Below are 17446 nucleotides of genomic sequence, written 5' to 3'. Positions count from 1 at the left end.
AGTATCAGGAAGATAGCGGGTTGGAATACACTATATTAGTATAAAAAGTTAACTAAGGTCTGATAAACGACTTTTCGCAAACTAAAGCCTTACAGTTTGATACAGAGGTGATTAGAGTTTTAATGGCATGCAATAAGAGTGTGCATCGGCTTAAGTCACATTTGTTACAAGGTTTGCCTTAAACTGGCTAAATCTAAAATTCAAATTGTTTCATAAAGATTAGGCCCAGGTTTAACCTAGGCCTCATTGGTTTTACGACAAGCAGAAAACTTCAACATCATATTCGAGTATAAACCGCTACAGATTCTCCTCGGCAAACTCGGCCAAACGTGAGCGAACAACACCATTGAGGTAGATATTGGCACTGCCCTCGAAGTCTTTAAACCGCTCGACAATATAGGTTAATCCCGATGTAACTGCAGTTAGATAGTTAGTATCAATCTGAGACAGGTTACCACTACAGATGAGCTTAGTTCCCTCTCCCATTCGGGTGATCATGGTTTTGATCTGAGACGCTGTCAGGTTTTGACACTCATCCAGCAGCACGACCGAGTTCTGAATAGAGCGTCCTCTCATAAAGTTGATGGACTTAAACTGAATGTTAGCCTTATCCATGATGTAATTCATACTACCGCTAGGGTTAACATCATTCTTATGTAGCACCTCCAGAGTATCGGTAATGGCCGCGAGCCAGGGGGCCATCTTCTCCTCCTCGGTTCCCGGCAAGAAACCTATGGACTCGGCGATTTCCGGTGTATTACGGGTGACGATGACCTTTTCATACATGCCCCGCTCTACGACCAACTCCAGCGCTGCGGCCATAGCCAATAGCGTCTTACCACAGCCCGCCGGCCCGGTCAGAATGACCAGATCGATATCGGGATCGAGCAGCGCCTGCAGGGCCATGCCCTGATAGATATTCTTGGGCCTTATTCCCCATGCATCGAGATTAAGGAGTCTATCTTTGCCAAGATCCAGTAATTTCAGATCTGTGTTGCCACGCTCAACGACTCGACCACAAAAGTTCGAATCCTCATCAAAAAGATATTGATTGCTATAGAAGTTTTCATCACCCACTTCGACAACCGGAACAGTATGATAGGTGTGCCGGCCATGAGTTTCAGTAGAGACGTGCTCCTTTCTCTCCCAAAAATCGCCACTAAACTGGTGAAAGCCCTTGGTTAAGAAACGAATATCATCGATCAACTGGTCGGTACGATAATCTTCAACCAATATGATCCCGGCCCCCTTGGCTTTGAGGCGCATATTGATATCTTTCGTCACCAGAACGACTGTACGAGGATGATGGAGTTTTTGCAGGTGTAACGCCGTGTTGATAATACGGTTGTCGTTATTGTTTAAGGGAAGTGATGATTCGGTCTGTTCGAGTTGATGATCGGGGAAGATAGCAAGTGTGCCGCAGGCATCACCATGATCTTCTCGCCGGGGAAGTTTAACGCCTTGGACTATCTCCTCGGGGGTCGTTTTACCACCTAGAATATCTTCGAGTGCTCTGATCGCCACCCGGGCATCTCTACTTACATCGCGTTTTCTATCTTTAATCTGATCCAGTTCTTCCAGAACTGTCATCGGGACCACTACATCATGCTCTTTAAATGAATAGATAGCTAAGGGTTCATGTAGTAATACATTGGTATCCAGTACAAACAACTTTCTGTCGTCTTGTTCCATGGCGCCTCCATAATTTCTATCGGTCTGATGTTGAGATCTTTGCAACTACTCCTGTGTGGGCGGGTATAAATAACAAGTGTGAATAAACTGTCGGTGAATTAAACAATAAAAAGCTATCACCTAAATCCATACTGACACCAATACAGTAACGCATCAATCACTTACTTAGAACTTTCTATAATTGAGAGCACCTTGGTTATACCCAAGCCATAGGCTAATTTTCACAGTATAACTGCCAAGCTGCCCAACTCATGCTCAAATTTAGATTCAATAATTTCGCACCTTTAACTCGTTTTTAATTGAACAATAAGTACAAAAAACTTGCTACACTTAATGCCAGATGCCCCTCGCCTTGCGGGAGTTGGTCCGCTCGCAATGACTGCGTTAGCACGACTGAAAAGGACTTATTCCGATAAGAGGAGCATTAGCCCGAAATGGTACCCGATTTTGTTCAAGCGACTGAGCCGTGAGCCTTGCACTTTGAGGGAGTTTGGGTAAAAATACGCGCCCCTCGAGATTCACCCTGTAGATGAGAAATAAGTAATGCCCTTTTCCTTAGGTCAACGCTGGATAAGTGATACCGAATCTGAACTTGGTTTAGGTACAGTAGTCGCACTGGAAGGCCGTATGGTCACCCTGATGTTTCCGGCAACGGATGAGAATAGATTGTTCTCACGCGCCGATGCTCCCTTAACTCGGGTTATTTTTAATCCGGGCGATAAAGCCGAAAGCCACGAAGGCTGGAGCCTGACCGTTAGTGAAGTCGAGGAGAAAGATAACCTCATCATCTATCATGGTATTCATAGTGAAACCGGTGAGCAGGCCAGTCTGAGAGAGACCTTGCTTAACCACAATATCCGTTTCAATAAACCACAAGATAGACTCTTTGCCGGACAAATTGATCGTCTCGAACGTTTCGGCGTCCGCTATCAATGCCAGTTATTAAGACACAAATTAGCAACCTCTGATCTTCTTGGCTTACAGGGCCCAAGAGTCGGTCTGATCCCTCATCAGCAGTGGATTGCTCATGAAGTCGGACGCCGTTTTGCCCCCCGAGTACTGCTGGCCGATGAAGTGGGACTGGGTAAGACGATTGAAGCGGGTCTGATTATTCATCAGCAACTTCTCACCGGTCGCGCCGAACGCATTTTAGTTATCGTACCCGATACACTACGCCATCAATGGCTGGTCGAAATGCTGCGTCGGTTTAACCTCAAATTCTCAGTCTTCGATGAAGACAGATGCATCGAAGCCTATGCCGATAATGATAACCCTTTCTATACCGAACAACTGGTTATCTGTTCACTCGAACTTCTGCGTAAAAAGAAACGTTTAGAGCAAGCCTTAGATGCCGACTGGGATCTAATGGTCGTCGATGAAGCTCATCACCTGGAGTGGACCGAAGATGCGCCTAGCCGTGCATATCGTGTCGTAGAAGCGCTCAGTGAAGTCGTCCCCGGCGTTCTCTTGTTGACAGCGACCCCGGATCAATTGGGCCATCAGAGTCACTTTGCCCGTTTACGTCTGCTGGATCCGGATCGTTTCTACGACTATGAGGCGTTCCTTAAAGAGGAGAGCAGCTATAAAGATGTTGCCAGTGCTGCCGACGCCCTTGCCAGCGGAAATAAGCTGCCCGACGATGCTATCAATAGCCTTACAGAGTTACTGTCTGAAAAAGATATCACACCTAGCATTAATGTGATTCAGGCGACAGATATCGATCCCGATCAACAGCAGGACGCCCGCGATGAACTATTGCAGGAACTACTGGACAGACATGGTACGGGCCGCGTCCTGTACCGTAACAGTCGGGCGTCGGTAAAAGGGTTCCCGACCCGTATCTTCAATGCGTATCCTCAGGCGATGCCATCTCAATATGTCACAGCCTCGCGCGTCGGTGCCATGATGAATGGTCATCTCGATACTCAAGGTAAAGTCAAACAAGCACTGAGTCCCGAAAAAATCTATCAAGATTTTGACAGCAACAGCGCCAGTTGGTGGAAGTTCGACCCCAGAGTCGACTGGCTCATCGATTTCTTAAAAGAAAATCGCAGAAAGAAAGTACTGATCATTGCCAGTCAGGCAGAAACAGCGCTCAGCCTCGAAGAGGCATTGCGTACCCGTGAAGGTATTCAGGCGACCGTATTCCATGAAGGCATGTCTATCATTGAACGCGATAAAGCGGGAGCCTACTTTGCCCAGGAAACGGGTGGTGCTCAGGCGCTTATCTGTAGCGAAATTGGTTCGGAAGGTCGTAACTTCCAGTTCGCCAGCCAGCTTATCCTGTTCGATCTGCCACTTAACCCGGATCTGCTCGAGCAACGTATCGGCCGTCTGGACCGTATCGGTCAGAACAACGATGTCGAGATCCACGTACCTTACCTCGAAAAAACGGCTCAAGAGTGCTTGATGCAGTGGTACCACAAAGGACTCAACGCGTTTGAGCAGACTTGCCCGAGTGGACATATTCTCTTCAGTGAGTTTGCAGAGCCCTTGTTAGATGTGCTGATTAATCAAAGTGATGACTCGCTGACCGAGCTGCTTAACCATACCCAGACTCGATACAAAGAGTTGAAAACTGTGATGGAGCAAGGTCGGGACAAGCTACTTGAGATTAACTCGCATGGTGGCGAACGAGCTAAAAAGTTAGTGCAAAGCTTGGCCGCTCGTGATGAAGATACTCAGCTTATCGGCTCAGTCATACGCTTGTGGGATGTTATCGGTGTCGAGCAGGAGGACTGTGGTGAAAACGCTATCGTCTTGAACCCGAGTGAACACATGATGTTCCCAACCTATCCGGGACTGCCGGAAGATGGCATTACAGTCACCTTCGACAGAGAGATGGCATTGTCGCGAGACGATATTGCGCTTATCACTCAGGAGCACCCGATAGTACAGACAGGACTGGATCTGATCACCTCATCTGAGACGGGTACCACCAGTGTTGCCGTGTTAAAGAACAAGGCATTACCGGCCGGAACCATCTTCCTTGAGCTGATCTACATGGCCGATGCTTCGGCGCCTAAGTCCAGCCAGTTATACCGTTACCTGCCGCCAACGCCGGTACGTATCTTACTGGATAAGAATGGTAATAACCTGTCTGACAATGTGACCTATGAGAGCTTTAACAAGCAGCTCAGTGCCGTTAATCGTCATATCGCCAGCAAGTTAGTGAATGCGTCGCAGACGATTTTACATCCGTTGTTTGCCAAGGGCGAAGAGTTTGCCGAAGTTGAACTAAAGCTCTTAGCCGATAGTGCCAGAGCCAAGATGACCTCTCAGCTCACGCTGGAGCTAGAGCGTCTCGAAGCCCTTAAAGTGGTGAACCCAAACATCCGTGATGAGGAGCTTGAGCACATCCGTGAGCAGATGAATGAACTCAACGGATACCTCGATGGCTGTCTGCTACAGCTCGATGCAATTCGCTTAGTACTGGTAAGCCACGCGTAATCTCAGGTCCTAGGTCCTAGGTTCTAGAACCTAGGACCTGCTTTCCGTTTCCTGAAATCTAGGACCTTCTTTTCCAACCTGTTATACTTGCTCTATCCCAGATTAACATTCAGTTCGGTCTCTATGAGTCTTATCCGCCTGTTTTCCTTTCGCTTTATGCTTATCTCTTTAGTTATTTCCACTGTATCTTCTACAGCATGGGCAGAAACCGCCGAAAAAGTGTCGCTATATGACTATCTTCCCAGTGACGAAGTGATCTCAATCGATGTCGGTGAGCAAAAATCTGAAGTGCTTATTCGCTCCTGGATTGGTAAGAAAAAGCTGGGAGCGGCTATCATGTTTGCCAGTACAGGTATGGATGCCGACTCGGCTGGCCTACAGGCGTTTTTACGACGAGAATTGACCCATACGGGATGGGCTACAATCTCGATAACACCGCCCAACAGCGTGATGACGCCCAATTTCGCAACCAGCCCCGAGGAAGTTGCTAAGGCCGGGGAAGGGAAAAATATCCAAAAGAGCAATGAGCCCACTCAGCAGTTCACCGATGAAAACTGGCAGAACATAAGGGAAAAACAGGAACTATTTGTCGTTAATTCCATGAACCAGCTCGATGCTTTGGGTAAACCCTATCCGGGAAAACGTATGCTCATCACGACGGCTCAGGGCGCCGGGCTGACTATTTCACTGCTCAGTAAGAATCAACTGCCAAAGCCAGATATCTTAGTCGTTATCAATCCATTTATGCGTCAAATCGGTGAGAACCAGGCCCTACCTAAATTGTTGGCAGAGTTAGAGATCCCTGTACTCGATATTCAATCGAGAGATGGGCATAGAGCCTCTCTGGACACGGTAAAGATAAGGCGTGAGCTTTCCCCCCATAACTCACCATACCGCTATAGCCAGCAACTGATGTCACTCAATCTGACTCAGGAGACCGCCTGGAAAACCTGCCTGGAGTTAATTGAGGGCTTTGCTCAACGAATTAACAAGGCATACCCTTAGAGTCATATAACAGAAATTAGCCTACAACTGATGTCATTCACTCTTAACTCAGGAGACGGCCTGGCAAACCTGCCTGGAGTTAATCGAGGGCTTTGCCCAACGAATTAACAAGGTATACCCTTAAAGAAAGTTATGCCGTCCCACTGAGCTTACCACCATGCCTGCCGTTGTTTGTATTCTGGTTTAGTGCCTGATTCTGGTTTACTGTTTGGCTCTGGTTTACTGTCAGACTTGGCTTTATGGGATTGTCTCTTTGCCGCAATGATCCGGTTACCGCCTAAAAGTAGTCTGATCTGACTGATAGATTCACGGGACAGTAGACTTCGGACACTCGCGCCCCAGCTGCGATTAATGCTCATCTTGATCGCGGCATTCGCATCCGGTGATGTGCTGGCTATCTCGCTGGCGAGTGCCAAGGCTCTTTGCATAGGCTCGCTATCTACTTGTGTGATCAGCCCCTTATCGAGGGACTCCCGGGCCGACATGATTTTAGCGGTCATAGTTAAGAGCAGAGCCTGATCTTTACCGACCAACTCTCTCAGTGAAACTAAGCCTGCCATATCGGGTACCAAGCCCCACTTAGCCTCCATGATCGATAACTTGGCATCTTCTGCGGCGATACGAATATCGGCGCCGAGCGCGATCTGCATTCCGCCACCAAAACAGCATCCCTCTAACACAGCGATGACAGGAATGGGTAAATTTCGCCAGCCAAAGGAGACTCTTTGAGCTAAATTGGCATTGCCGGGTAGCCACTTAAACAGTAATTTGAGCGGCTGAATGGGCGATTGAATGACACTTTTCACATCGAGACCGGAACTGAAGTTTCCGCCAGCCCCCGATAAAATTACGACTCTAACCGCCAGATCTTTTCTCAACTCAGAGATAACATCGTCCAGCTCCTTAAACATAGCGAAATTAAGCGCGTTATATTTATCTGGTCGATCTATAACGACTTGCGCCACTCCATTAACTACTTGTAACTTAATATACTTCCTTGCCATCTCACCCTCTCTAGCTCAAACTGGTCAGTCCAGGCTTTCAGGTTAACATATTTGGAATATTTAACTAATAGCGATAACATACAGAGAAAATTTGACTTGAGTCAAAAAAATGGCACTCTGATTTACTATTTACACACAGAGTGATAGACAATGGGAAGCTAGGTTTACCCATGAGTTGATAGAGCCCGAAAACTATTCAAGGCTTCAGGGATGATATAGAGGTGTTTCGCAGGCCTGAAGTATAAAATATAGCCATAACCTCACCGAACTCAGACATTAAAATCGTTCGAAAAGAGTTGAACCCCATAAAATAAAAATAATTACTGCCCCATAATTCATCATTTGAACAACCGAGTTCAATAATAAGTGTTATCTTGAATATATGAGCAAATTAGGATGTTAAAAGAATAATGCCGATCCCAGTACTCATATGCGATGACTCTGCACTGGCCAGAAAGCAGATGGCCCGAACCCTTCCCAAAGAGTGGGATGTCGAAATCACCTTTGCCAACAATGGTGCCGAAGGCATCGAGGCTATTCGTGCCGGTAAAGGCGAAGTTGTATTTCTCGACCTTAATATGCCGGTAATGGATGGCTATGAGGTGCTGAAAACCATCCAGCAAGATGATCTTCCAGCCCTGGTGATTGTCGTTTCCGGCGATATTCAAATCAAAGCCCATGAACGCGTTAAGGCCTTAGGTGCTCTGGATTTTATTCAAAAGCCGGTTAGCGCCGATGCCATCAGTAATATTCTGCAAGAGTACGGCATTCTGACTATCGCTCTGGGTGAAGAGGCGAACGAAAGTCCGATGATAGAGGTCGATCTCAGAGATGCCTGTCAAGAGGTCGCCAATGTCGCTATGGGACGCGCGGCGGATCTTCTGGCTAAACTGCTCGATGTATTTGTACTCTTGCCCATTCCCAACGTAAACGTGCTCGAAGTCAGTGAGCTAACCATGACGCTCAAGGCCACCGAAGAGCGCAGCACCGTTTCGGCTCTATGTCAGGGCTTTATCGGTGCAGGGGTGGCGGGTGAAGCCCTGCTATTGTTTCATGACTCTTCGTTTAAAGACATGGCAAAGTTGATGGGGCTGGAAAATCCCGAAGATAGAAATACCGAAATCGAGGTGATGATTGATACGGGTAACGTCCTTATCGGGGCCTTCTTAAACGGTATATCTGAACAGCTTCATATGAAGTTCAGCCAGAGTCACCCTGTCGTACTTGGACGTCACTGCACGGTCAATGACCTGATCCATGATAATTCAGAAAAATGGTCCCGAACTCTGGCAATGGAGATCAATTACCGCATCGAAGATCATGATATCCAATGCGATCTCCTGTTGTTGTTTACTGAAGACTCATTACCGACGCTTAATTTTAAGCTCGGTTACCTGTTTGAATAAGTTGGACCAATCATATGTCATATGACCAAAGCGCAATGAACGAACTCCACTGGTTGATAGATATGGTTCAAACCATTGAAGTTGGCTTAGTGGTATTAGATAGAAATTTTGATATCCAGCTTTGGAATGGCTTTATGGAGAACCACAGCGGCGTCTCTCCTAACTCCATCAAGGGCTCTAATCTATTCGAGCAATTTGATTATCTACCGGCTTCTTGGTTAAAACAGAAGATGGAATCGGTTTTCCTGCTTAAGAATCGAGCCTTTATCAGCTGGGAGCAGCGCCCCTATGTATTTAAGTTTAAAAACTACCGCCCTATCACAGGTAGAGCAGATTTTATGTACCAGAATGTCACTCTATTACCGCTGTCATCGTTAACCGGACAGATCACCCATATCAGCATGATCGTTTATGATGTGACCGATGTAGCCATCAATAAACTACAGCTAAAAGCAGCCAATGAACGTTTAGAGCACTTGAGTCAGACCGACGGCTTAACTCAACTGCATAACCGTCGTCATTGGCAGATGTGTATGCAAAAAGAGTTTGACCGACATAGTCGTTACGGCGATAAAACCAGTCTGGTCATGTTTGATATCGACCACTTTAAGAAGATCAACGACAACTATGGCCATTTAGCCGGTGATAAGGTCATCCAACATATATCCCATCTGCTAAAACAATCTTTACGTGAAACCGACTGTGCAGGGCGATACGGAGGAGAGGAGTTCTCTGTGGTACTTGCTCATACGTGTGCCAAAGATGCACTTAACTTCGCGAATAGATTGAGGAAAAAGATTGAACAATCAGAGCTTGTTTTCGAAGAAGAGTCGATAAAAGTCACGGTGAGTATGGGGATCAGCGATATTAATGATCAACTTGAAAACAGCGGCCAATGGTTAGCCTACGCCGATCGGGCATTGTACCAAGCCAAAGAGTCGGGCCGAAATAATTGCGTTATTTACGATCAGGATTCTGCCGAATAACCTCGCCGAAATTGAACGATAAAAATAGAACCCTGATAATAGAACACTGCCCAATAAAAATGCCCATCTAAGATGGGCATTTTTATATTAAATCAATGAAGTGGTTTTTCTTCGAACTCTTCATCATCGTCAACGTATTCATCGTCGTCAATGTATTCGTTACCATCTTCATCGATGAAGAAGGTTCCCCAACCATCATAATCAACTTTCTGCTTAGCAGCTAATACGAGTAGGGACTCACAGGCTTTATCTAACATTTCCACTTCAAGCTTATGATGAGCGATAGCATCGAAACAGAAGATAACAGAACCATCTTCAAGCTCCATCTCTTCGGCATCATTAACCTCAAAACCCGCTTTAAAAGCATCAACCGCCGCTTTTTCCAGGCGATCAAAGTTAGAAGATGAAAAATGGTGCTCGATTGTGTACTCAGCATCAGGCTTAGAGCCATCATCTAAGATTGCCGTAACGATCTCCAGATTTTCCTGCTTCTGAGCCTTAAGTAAACGATCAACTGACATGGATAACTCCCAATAAAAATTCCGGTGTGATTATACGCAACACAATTTAAAATGCGAGGTACACTTGCCTATAACGCGACTATTTGGTGCCACAACTACTTAGCCATTAAGGCCGAAGCTTCCATGTTGAGTTGCGTCAGTCTGGCCGACATCATCGAATGAATTCTGGATGAAAGCTCTTTAACTTGAGATTTTACCAACCCTTTCGTTTCGATAGGCTCCATCATCTCTACGATCACAACACCATTATTCCAGCGGTTAAGTTTTATATGGCCTTGACTAGAAGCGAGCACAGGCACCATAGAAACCCCGGCTTCTATCGCTGTGTGGAAAGCGCCAGACTTAAATGGTAACAAGCCTTTGCCTCGGGAGCGCGTCCCTTCTGGGAAGATCCAGATAGAGAGACACTTCTCTTTTATCTTTTTCGCCGTTTGAGCCATGGTGTCGAAGGCTCTGCTACGATTTTTTCTGTCGATCAAGATATTACCGGACAACCAGTAGATCTGACCAAAAAATGGCACCCAAGCTAAGCTTTTTTTACCTAAGCTCACCGTACCTTTCGGCACCGCCGCAGTATGGGTGAACATATCAAAATTATTTTGATGATTAGCAAGAAAGACACAAGGTTCATCTGTTTTCGCTGCAGGTTTACGAACTATCACCTTGATACCTAATATCGGTGCAGCGAAGGAAAATATTTTAGCGAACATGTGTACATTGTCACGATGACGCGGTCTGATGACACAGAAAAGGCCAACAATAACAAATGACAGCAGTAACATGACTGCTAAAATCAACGATCTGAGGATTAAAAGCACAACTAACTCCCTTGATATCAGTGGTGACAGTATAGCCAGCAAGGTGGTGCGACTCAATATATAGTTTACATATGTAGACTGAGACGGATTAAGATACGCCTAATCGGAACCAAGGTTTGATCTGTAAACCTATCACACGGAACAAGATTAAATGTTAATTCAGATTAGCCGCACACAGAGAGTATATAAGTTCAAGCTTAATCCTGATTTAACAGCGCACATTTCATTCGGTTTGAACCTCATCCGAACCATCGCTCTGTTTCTGCTTTAATAGCCCCAATACCAGCCTGAACAATATGGCACTGACGGCGAGAGTTGCGACTATCGCCGCCCCGCTTGGCAGATCGAAGCTCGCCGATAGCACTAAACCAAAGATATACCCGGTTAGCCCCACCAGATAAGCCGCCACTAAACGGTATTTATGGCCAAACTTATTAACCGCCAGTGCGGGTAATATAAGGGTACTGAAAACTAAGTAAACTCCGACCAGTTCGACAGACAGGGTGATGACAAGAGCAAACATGATATAGAAACCACTGCCATCGAGAAGCCCAGGTCGCAGAAATATTACTGCCAATACCGCTGTCGATACACAGGCAGGTAATATCAGTTGAGACCAGTTAACCCAGAGGATCTGGCCAGACATCAGCTGTTTCAGCATCTCTGCACCATGGGGATCATTAGACAACATCAGCATCGCAGCCACGGCAGCGAGTACATAAAAACAGCCGATTATCGCTTCTAATTCATCGGCCATTCGTTTAGATAGCCAGGCGATAAAAGCCGCTCCTGCCAAAGCAAACAACGCCGGCATCCAGATATTTGAAAAGGGGAGATGCTCAATATCATGGTTCAGGTGAGCGACAATCGCCCCTAGAGCCGCCACTTGAGCAATCGCCAGATCGATGAATATGATGCCACGTTTTAATACCTGCCGCCCAAGGACAACATGGGTAGATAGCACCAATACTCCGGCAGCAAAGGCCGGTAATAAAATCGAGAGCAGATCGAGATCTAACATAAACGATTCTCTTTAATTGAAATAACTCGTACAAGAGAGAAATACCGACGTCTCTATGTTTAAAGAGGCGTCGATAACATGAACTTAAAAGACTGTTTATTTGCTCTTAACGCCCAACAAGAGGTCTAACACACTGTCATAGAGGCTAAACAGATCTTGGCTCTGCTCATTCCCCCCCACCGACATAGGTAAGACCTGCACGGGTAAACTAGCTCTCTCACCTAACCAGTTGGCACCGCGCTCATCCTGATAAGATGCCACGATAATTGCCATAATATCTCCGGCTTCGGTGCGCTTAAGCAGGCTTGCCAGATGACTGCTGCTAGGCGGCAGACCAGGTTTAGGCTCCAGATCGGCGACCTGCTCTATCCCAACCCAGCTGAACAGATAGCGAAAGCTTGAGTGGTAAGCGATCACTTTCTTGCCTCGCAGGGAAGCAGCCTTCGCTTCCCATACAGGGATAGCCTCACTCCATCGCTTACTGAAGTCGGTCAGCGACTCTTGATATTCGGCTTTCGAGCCCGGATCCAGCTGTATCAGCTTGTCCGTTAATGCCTGTGCAACCTTTAATACACGCTCTGGAGAGAAGTGCAGATGCGGATTCCCCTGGGCGTGTACATCTCCCATGCTACGATCGACAGACTCGAGCTTATCTAACGTCGCCACTTGATCCGCGGCAAAGAAGAGTCCCAGATCGGTCGAGCGAACCTTAGAATTGGAAGATTTCATCTGCAACATAGGCAACCAACCCACCTCGAGCTCGGCGCCGGCACAAACCGCAAGATCCGCTTGGCGCATCTTGGCAATAAGGCTTGGCCTCGCTTGCACCTGATGTGGGTCTTGCATCGCCGTCGTCGCCGAATAGATCTTAGCCTCCGGCGCTAACTCTTTCGCGAGCGCCCCATATTCAGGCTCACAGGCAAAAATATTCAGCCCGGCATTTGCGACACAGGAGTAGCTAGCCATCAAGGCAAGCGCAGCTATTTTAGTCAGATTAGAATTGATGCGCACCGTGAGCCCCCAGAGTCATAACATATTGAAGAGTAATGACGTTATCATCTTCGATACCGTCGAAATTAGTGCCTTTCTGGTTAGTGTACTGCAGACGCACGGTAGAGAAGTGGCTGTGATGCCAGGCTAGGCTGACCTCACTCTCTTTCAGTTTCTGACCATGGAAGTGGTCGCCATGCATCTCCTGAGTATCGACTTCACCGTAACGTACACCCGCTGACCAGTTAGGAGAAAACTGGTAAACACCGCTAAGATACCAACCCTGCTGATCATCGACACTTTGCTCACTCAGATGCTCATCCTCCAGGGCTAGCGGAGTAAAATCCGTCACCTTAAAGTATTCACCGCTGACAGTAAGGTGCTGATATTTATAGTTGCCATTCGGCGCCCATTTATAGACGAAATCGGCAATATAGGTATTTTCACCCGTATAGCTGGCACTGTGACTATGGTCATGACCATGATCATCATCCTCAAGCTCGGCGTGATCCTCATGTTCATCTGCAGTCATGCGCCCATTCTCGTTTCGCATATAGCTCAGGCCAGCCTGCCAGGAACCGTTAGCACCGATATCACCACCTAACTTGGTATAAGCAGTATAGATGCCCAAATCCTTGAATTCACGCTCGCCGTGTTCATCGACGGCTCGCATGTTGTCACCCTTGAAGGCTTCGATGCCCATGGCCCAATAGATATCCGTCGGCGCAACGTAATTGAGACGAACACCGTCATCAAAATAGTGACTGCCCAGAAACGCGCGGTAGGCTGCCGGGCGATCGGAAAAGGCATCGGTATGCACATGTTGGTTATTCAGGTACCCCACATCGGACAGGAATCGACCCGCTCGTACAGAGAAGCCGGCAGGCATGCCAAGTGTCTGAATAAAAGCCTCCTCCAGACCCAGTTCCGTTTCCCCTTCATGCATCTCAACCACGGCGGTCAATTTGCCATAAAACATATCATCGATATTGGCGCTCATCGCCAGCTCGGTATGTCCTAAGCCAAACCCTTCAACACGCTCTGCCATAGGACGTTCGGTGTTTTGATAGTAGCCATCGAGCACGGCACTGATAGCAGGGTTGGTTAACGATGGGTCCTGTGCAAAAGCTGAAGTCGAAAACAGGGCGCACGCGGCGGCCACGCAAGAGATGCGATTATTTAAAACAGTCATTTATTTCTCCAAAATACAGCAAATCCCCCACCCTTTTTTAGGGAAGGTGAACAAAATCAAATACGCTTAATAATCAAAACTGATTATTAAAGACGTTAAACTTCTATGGTGTGAATTTGATTTAGCGCTGAATCGGAGGAGCCCGGCTTCGAAAAACGTTAACGTGCCTCGCGCGGTGCTTGCGGGCTGGATAGCTAACGACTTCAAAAGTTGGAACTGAAGTAGGAAAATTGAATAGACTAGTTGGTAGTATCTTATTTAACTGATGCTGATGGAAACAGAGTGTACAGTGACCCTTTGCGCCATCATCAATATGATGAACGCTATGGGCTGAAGCGGCAAACGACAGGCAGATCAATATGGCAGATAGCCAAATTGCAACTCCTCGTCTTACGCTACTTCTCACCATAAAAAGGCACCATAGATAATGTTCTGAAAATTTAATACCAACAAATCGCGGTCATGTTTATGCAAACGGAAGGTTAAGTCAAGTTACCGTTTAATAACAATGACAGATAAATGTAAGAAAAGGTAAGTTGCTCTTTCAGGAGAAGGTGATCCGGATCGATTGTTTTCGGCAAACAATTAATACTGACTTAAGCTGTACAGACTAATATAGCATCAGATACATTAATGACTTATTGTTCGAAATTATACCCATCAGGGGAGTTAACGACCATGTTAGAATTCTTTCGCGAAAACTTTAAAATGATCCTTTGGACCTCAATTTTCTTCATTGCCGTTGGCGGTGGGATCTATTACGTCGAAGCAGCCTTAGAAGCACAAGTTCAGGTTATCGATTAATCTAGCACTCTGCTAATCAGCTTTGAATAGCACGAATGTTCAGGTGGTTGTTCGAATATTGGCGATATTGATATCGACAACGACCTGAATAATCTTATCAAGCAGCCCTTCCACGCCCCTTACGATTACTGGCTTTAAAAGCCATTAATCTAACTGCCAGCTAACGATACTTGCGTCTATGTTCACTATCATCGACAAAGGGCTTCTCGGGAGCCTCGGTGACCTTCAGATGATCCATCATATGGCTGACCAGTAAAATCATGGCCGAAAAAATCGCGACCGCGGTGGTAGCATTGCGAAACTCCGGTGTGAAATACCCAAAAATTAAGGCAGCGAGGCCAGTATAAAAACCCAAAATTTTCAAACGCGATAGGGTTGGACTCTTACCTAACCAGGCCTCACAGCGTGGACACTGGATCTGTGAATTTAAGCCTTTACCCCGTTGATTCTGAACCTCATTCACACCAAAACACTGACTACAGTGGGTACACAACACTTGTTGAGCCTCTACTTCTTACAAAAAATCGATGCGTGAGTTTAACAGAATCTGCGTCAAAAATACGGTTTCCAGCTCCCCTTCCCACTTTGCATCTCAGATGACCATTCATTTGGATATCGAATAGTGCTAATTTTGTTGATCTCAATTTACAGCAACGCTATCAACGTAATATCATAAGCCCCTACAAAAGTAACAGGAACTTACCTATGTATCGCATACTCTCTCTGGTGATGCTCGCAATAATTGGACTCAGCGGCATGCCCTCACAAGCGCAAACTCCAACACAGTCTCCAACCGAACTCTCAATTGAGGACACCACAGAAATCAGTGAACTGTCTTCACTGCAAGAGTCGATCACCCAAGACGTCAACCGTCTTAAACAGACTAAAGGGGAGTTAACCAGCTTCACCGAATACAGAATCAAAAAAAATGCGCAGCTGCTACACCTCAAGATCCAAGAGTTGATGGATGAGACACCATTGAACATAGAGCTGCTACGTCCCTTGGTCCAGGAGCATCTGGATTTCATCAATCGGGTAGATAGCTACTATACAAACAACATAAAACAGCTGAAGAGTGAGCTTGGTAAGAATAATGACGCCAAAATCATGATGCAGCTATCGCTCAGAGAGAGAGAGCGCGATCAGCAATTGGAAGCAAAACTCGATACCCTTGAATGGGCTAAACAGTTAGAAATTGATATTGGCAAGCAGACGGCTCTACTCACTCGGACATTAGTTAAGCGTGCCGATAAGCTCAATAGTCTGGTTCAATACACACAAGAGAAACTACAAGCCGCAGTGAGTGAAGCAAGCCTTGCCGGTAGTGATGTCACCTCGGAACAGACTCAGTCAGTCACTCAGCTCAATGAGAGGCTGGCTCAAAGCAGCTCCAGTTTAGCCGTCGCCATCGGTCTGCTCGACGCAGTAGGCCTGGATACAGCCGAATTAAAACAGACCCTGTTCAGTACTTCCGGCGACATCACTCAAGATGTGTTAAATATTGATGTCGCATCGAGTCTGATTGAACAATGGTTTACCACGGCTAAGACCCAAGCCATAGACAATGGACCCGGGGTCATCTTCAAACTCTTTATCTTCGTCTTAATCCTCTTTATCGCCAATCTGGCGGGTAAGCTTGCTCAGAAAATTGTTAAGAAAACAGTGAGTAACTCCAAGCTGCAATTCAGTCTTCTGCTGCAGGAGTTCTTTATCTCTTTATCGGGTAAGGCCGTATTCACTTTAGGTGTACTTATTGCCCTTTCTCAGTTGGGGATAGAGCTCGGCCCTCTGCTGGCTGGTTTCGGTGTTGCCGGTGTGATTATCGGTTTTGCGCTTCAGGACACGCTATCAAACTTTGCCTCGGGGATGATGATTCTGATCTATCGCCCCTATGATGTCGGCGATCTGATCAATGCTGCAGGCGTAACGGGGAAGGTCAGCCATATGAGCTTAGTATCGACCACAATTAAGACATTAGATAACCAGAGATTAATTATTCCGAATAATAAGATCTGGGGCGACACCATCAACAACATCACGGTTGAGCATCAAAGACGTGTTGATATGACCTTTGGTATAGGTTACGGCGATGATATAGAAAAAGCTGAGCGGGTAATGAATGCCATCTTGCTCGAACACCCTAAAGTGCTAAAAACCCCTGAACCTATCGTTAAATTACATACATTAGGTGAGTCTTCGGTAGATTTCGTTGTACGCCCTTGGGCTAAGCCGGAAGATTATTGGGAAGTTTATTGGGATGTAACCCGCACCGTGAAGATGCGTTTCGATGCCGAGAACATCAGCATTCCATTTCCGCAGCGCGATGTTCATATTTATCAATCAGAGTGAAACGGCAAGACGCTCACCAAGTGAGCTAATTGACGGGCACGCCCTAATCGGCGCCAGCAAAGCTGGCTGTACAAGCTAAGACGATGCTCACTGCGTGAGCTGACGAGTAGGAAAACATGGCTTCAATGATTTGTCGCCTTGTTTTCCCTTATAGAGCGTAGCTCGTCGTATAGGTTTCACCGTCTGCGAAGCGATAGGCCGCAGGCCG

At 46.5% G+C, this 17446-nt stretch carries 15 protein-coding genes; 6 read left to right on the top strand and 9 right to left on the bottom strand.

Features of this window, described 5'->3' with window-relative positions; translation table 11 throughout:
• Window positions 1–297: 297 nt before the first annotated feature.
• On the bottom strand, window positions 298–1692 hold the full coding sequence (locus EKG38_RS01020; protein ID WP_126517863.1) for a PhoH family protein: 1395 nt from the start codon (window positions 1690–1692) through the stop codon (window positions 298–300).
• Window positions 1693–2235: 543 nt separating this feature from the next.
• On the opposite strand from EKG38_RS01020, the gene rapA reads away from it, so the two are divergent.
• Together rapA and EKG38_RS01010 are read left to right on the top strand one after the other, a co-directional pair.
• Window positions 2236–5142, top strand: a complete 2907-nt coding sequence (gene rapA / locus EKG38_RS01015; RefSeq protein WP_126517861.1) for an RNA polymerase-associated protein RapA — start codon at window positions 2236–2238, stop codon at window positions 5140–5142.
• Window positions 5143–5265: 123 nt separating this feature from the next.
• On the top strand, window positions 5266–6147 hold the full coding sequence (locus tag EKG38_RS01010; protein WP_126517859.1) for a DUF3530 family protein: 882 nt from the start codon (window positions 5266–5268) through the stop codon (window positions 6145–6147).
• Window positions 6148–6296: 149 nt separating this feature from the next.
• Here the strand turns inward: EKG38_RS01010 and EKG38_RS01005 are convergent, their stop codons facing one another.
• Window positions 6297–7151 (bottom strand): crotonase/enoyl-CoA hydratase family protein, encoded by an 855-nt coding sequence (locus tag EKG38_RS01005; RefSeq protein ID WP_126517857.1) that lies wholly within the window; start codon window positions 7149–7151, stop codon window positions 6297–6299.
• Between the two features lie 410 nt (window positions 7152–7561).
• Between EKG38_RS01005 and EKG38_RS01000 the strand changes: the two genes are divergently transcribed.
• Together EKG38_RS01000 and EKG38_RS00995 are read left to right on the top strand one after the other, a co-directional pair.
• Window positions 7562–8557 (top strand): response regulator, encoded by a 996-nt coding sequence (locus tag EKG38_RS01000; protein ID WP_126517855.1) that lies wholly within the window; start codon window positions 7562–7564, stop codon window positions 8555–8557.
• A gap of 14 nt (window positions 8558–8571) precedes the next feature.
• Window positions 8572–9543 (top strand): GGDEF domain-containing protein, encoded by a 972-nt coding sequence (locus tag EKG38_RS00995; RefSeq protein WP_126517853.1) that lies wholly within the window; start codon window positions 8572–8574, stop codon window positions 9541–9543.
• A 92-nt stretch (window positions 9544–9635) separates the two neighbouring features.
• Here EKG38_RS00995 and rraB read toward each other — a convergent pair whose 3' ends face one another.
• The 6 genes from rraB to EKG38_RS25150 all read right to left on the bottom strand — a co-directional run bounded on the left by rraB (window position 9636) and on the right by EKG38_RS25150 (window position 14494).
• Window positions 9636–10064, bottom strand: a complete 429-nt coding sequence (gene rraB, locus EKG38_RS00990; RefSeq protein ID WP_126517850.1) for a ribonuclease E inhibitor RraB — start codon at window positions 10062–10064, stop codon at window positions 9636–9638.
• A gap of 95 nt (window positions 10065–10159) precedes the next feature.
• Window positions 10160–10882 carry a 1-acylglycerol-3-phosphate O-acyltransferase gene (locus EKG38_RS00985; RefSeq protein ID WP_126517848.1) on the bottom strand — a complete coding sequence of 241 codons (723 nt, stop codon included), beginning with the start codon at window positions 10880–10882 and terminating at the stop codon, window positions 10160–10162.
• 223 nt (window positions 10883–11105) lie between these two features.
• Entirely contained in the window at window positions 11106–11903 is a 798-nt protein-coding gene (locus EKG38_RS00980) for a metal ABC transporter permease (protein WP_126517846.1), read from the bottom strand.
• Between the two features lie 96 nt (window positions 11904–11999).
• A complete protein-coding gene (locus EKG38_RS00975; RefSeq protein WP_126517844.1) occupies window positions 12000–12914 on the bottom strand; it encodes a metal ABC transporter solute-binding protein, Zn/Mn family in 915 nt (304 codons plus the stop codon).
• Window positions 12898–14085 (bottom strand): hypothetical protein, encoded by a 1188-nt coding sequence (locus EKG38_RS00970; RefSeq protein WP_126517842.1) that lies wholly within the window; start codon window positions 14083–14085, stop codon window positions 12898–12900. Before EKG38_RS00970 ends, EKG38_RS00975 begins: the two co-directional genes overlap by 17 nt.
• A gap of 121 nt (window positions 14086–14206) precedes the next feature.
• Window positions 14207–14494 carry an ABC-type zinc uptake system zinc chaperone gene (locus tag EKG38_RS25150; protein ID WP_126517841.1) on the bottom strand — a complete coding sequence of 96 codons (288 nt, stop codon included), beginning with the start codon at window positions 14492–14494 and terminating at the stop codon, window positions 14207–14209.
• A 269-nt stretch (window positions 14495–14763) separates the two neighbouring features.
• On the opposite strand from EKG38_RS25150, the gene EKG38_RS25335 reads away from it, so the two are divergent.
• The gene (locus tag EKG38_RS25335; protein WP_263053380.1) at window positions 14764–14889 is read left to right on the top strand and encodes a hypothetical protein; all 126 of its coding nucleotides are present in this window, start codon (window positions 14764–14766) and stop codon (window positions 14887–14889) included.
• Window positions 14890–15049: 160 nt separating this feature from the next.
• Here the strand turns inward: EKG38_RS25335 and EKG38_RS00960 are convergent, their stop codons facing one another.
• Entirely contained in the window at window positions 15050–15385 is a 336-nt protein-coding gene (locus EKG38_RS00960; protein WP_126517840.1) for a hypothetical protein, read from the bottom strand.
• Window positions 15386–15594: 209 nt separating this feature from the next.
• On the opposite strand from EKG38_RS00960, the gene EKG38_RS00955 reads away from it, so the two are divergent.
• Window positions 15595–17238 carry a mechanosensitive ion channel family protein gene (locus EKG38_RS00955; protein ID WP_126517839.1) on the top strand — a complete coding sequence of 548 codons (1644 nt, stop codon included), beginning with the start codon at window positions 15595–15597 and terminating at the stop codon, window positions 17236–17238.
• The last annotated feature ends 208 nt before the right edge of the window (window positions 17239–17446 follow it).

The sequence above is a fragment of the Shewanella canadensis genome, assembly GCF_003966225.1.
GTDB classification, from domain to species: domain Bacteria; phylum Pseudomonadota; class Gammaproteobacteria; order Enterobacterales; family Shewanellaceae; genus Shewanella; species Shewanella canadensis.
This window is presented reverse-complemented; position numbering and strand designations above follow the sequence as displayed.

Excerpts from the sequence above, each read along its gene's own strand:
- EKG38_RS00955 (WP_126517839.1), top strand. The coding sequence starts at position 15,595 with ATGTATCGCATACTCTCTCTGGTGATGCTCGCAATAATTGGACTCAGC.
- EKG38_RS01000 (WP_126517855.1), top strand. The coding sequence starts at position 7,562 with ATGCCGATCCCAGTACTCATATGCGATGACTCTGCACTGGCCAGAAAG.
- rapA (WP_126517861.1), top strand. The coding sequence starts at position 2,236 with ATGCCCTTTTCCTTAGGTCAACGCTGGATAAGTGATACCGAATCTGAA.
- EKG38_RS01020 (WP_126517863.1), bottom strand. The coding sequence starts at position 1,692 with ATGGAACAAGACGACAGAAAGTTGTTTGTACTGGATACCAATGTATTA.
- EKG38_RS00980 (WP_126517846.1), bottom strand. The coding sequence starts at position 11,903 with ATGTTAGATCTCGATCTGCTCTCGATTTTATTACCGGCCTTTGCTGCC.
- EKG38_RS01010 (WP_126517859.1), top strand. The coding sequence starts at position 5,266 with ATGAGTCTTATCCGCCTGTTTTCCTTTCGCTTTATGCTTATCTCTTTA.
- rraB (WP_126517850.1), bottom strand. The coding sequence starts at position 10,064 with ATGTCAGTTGATCGTTTACTTAAGGCTCAGAAGCAGGAAAATCTGGAG.
- EKG38_RS25150 (WP_126517841.1), bottom strand. The coding sequence starts at position 14,494 with ATGGTGAGAAGTAGCGTAAGACGAGGAGTTGCAATTTGGCTATCTGCC.
- EKG38_RS00995 (WP_126517853.1), top strand. The coding sequence starts at position 8,572 with ATGTCATATGACCAAAGCGCAATGAACGAACTCCACTGGTTGATAGAT.
- EKG38_RS25335 (WP_263053380.1), top strand. The coding sequence starts at position 14,764 with ATGTTAGAATTCTTTCGCGAAAACTTTAAAATGATCCTTTGGACCTCA.
- EKG38_RS01005 (WP_126517857.1), bottom strand. The coding sequence starts at position 7,151 with ATGGCAAGGAAGTATATTAAGTTACAAGTAGTTAATGGAGTGGCGCAA.
- EKG38_RS00970 (WP_126517842.1), bottom strand. The coding sequence starts at position 14,085 with ATGACTGTTTTAAATAATCGCATCTCTTGCGTGGCCGCCGCGTGCGCC.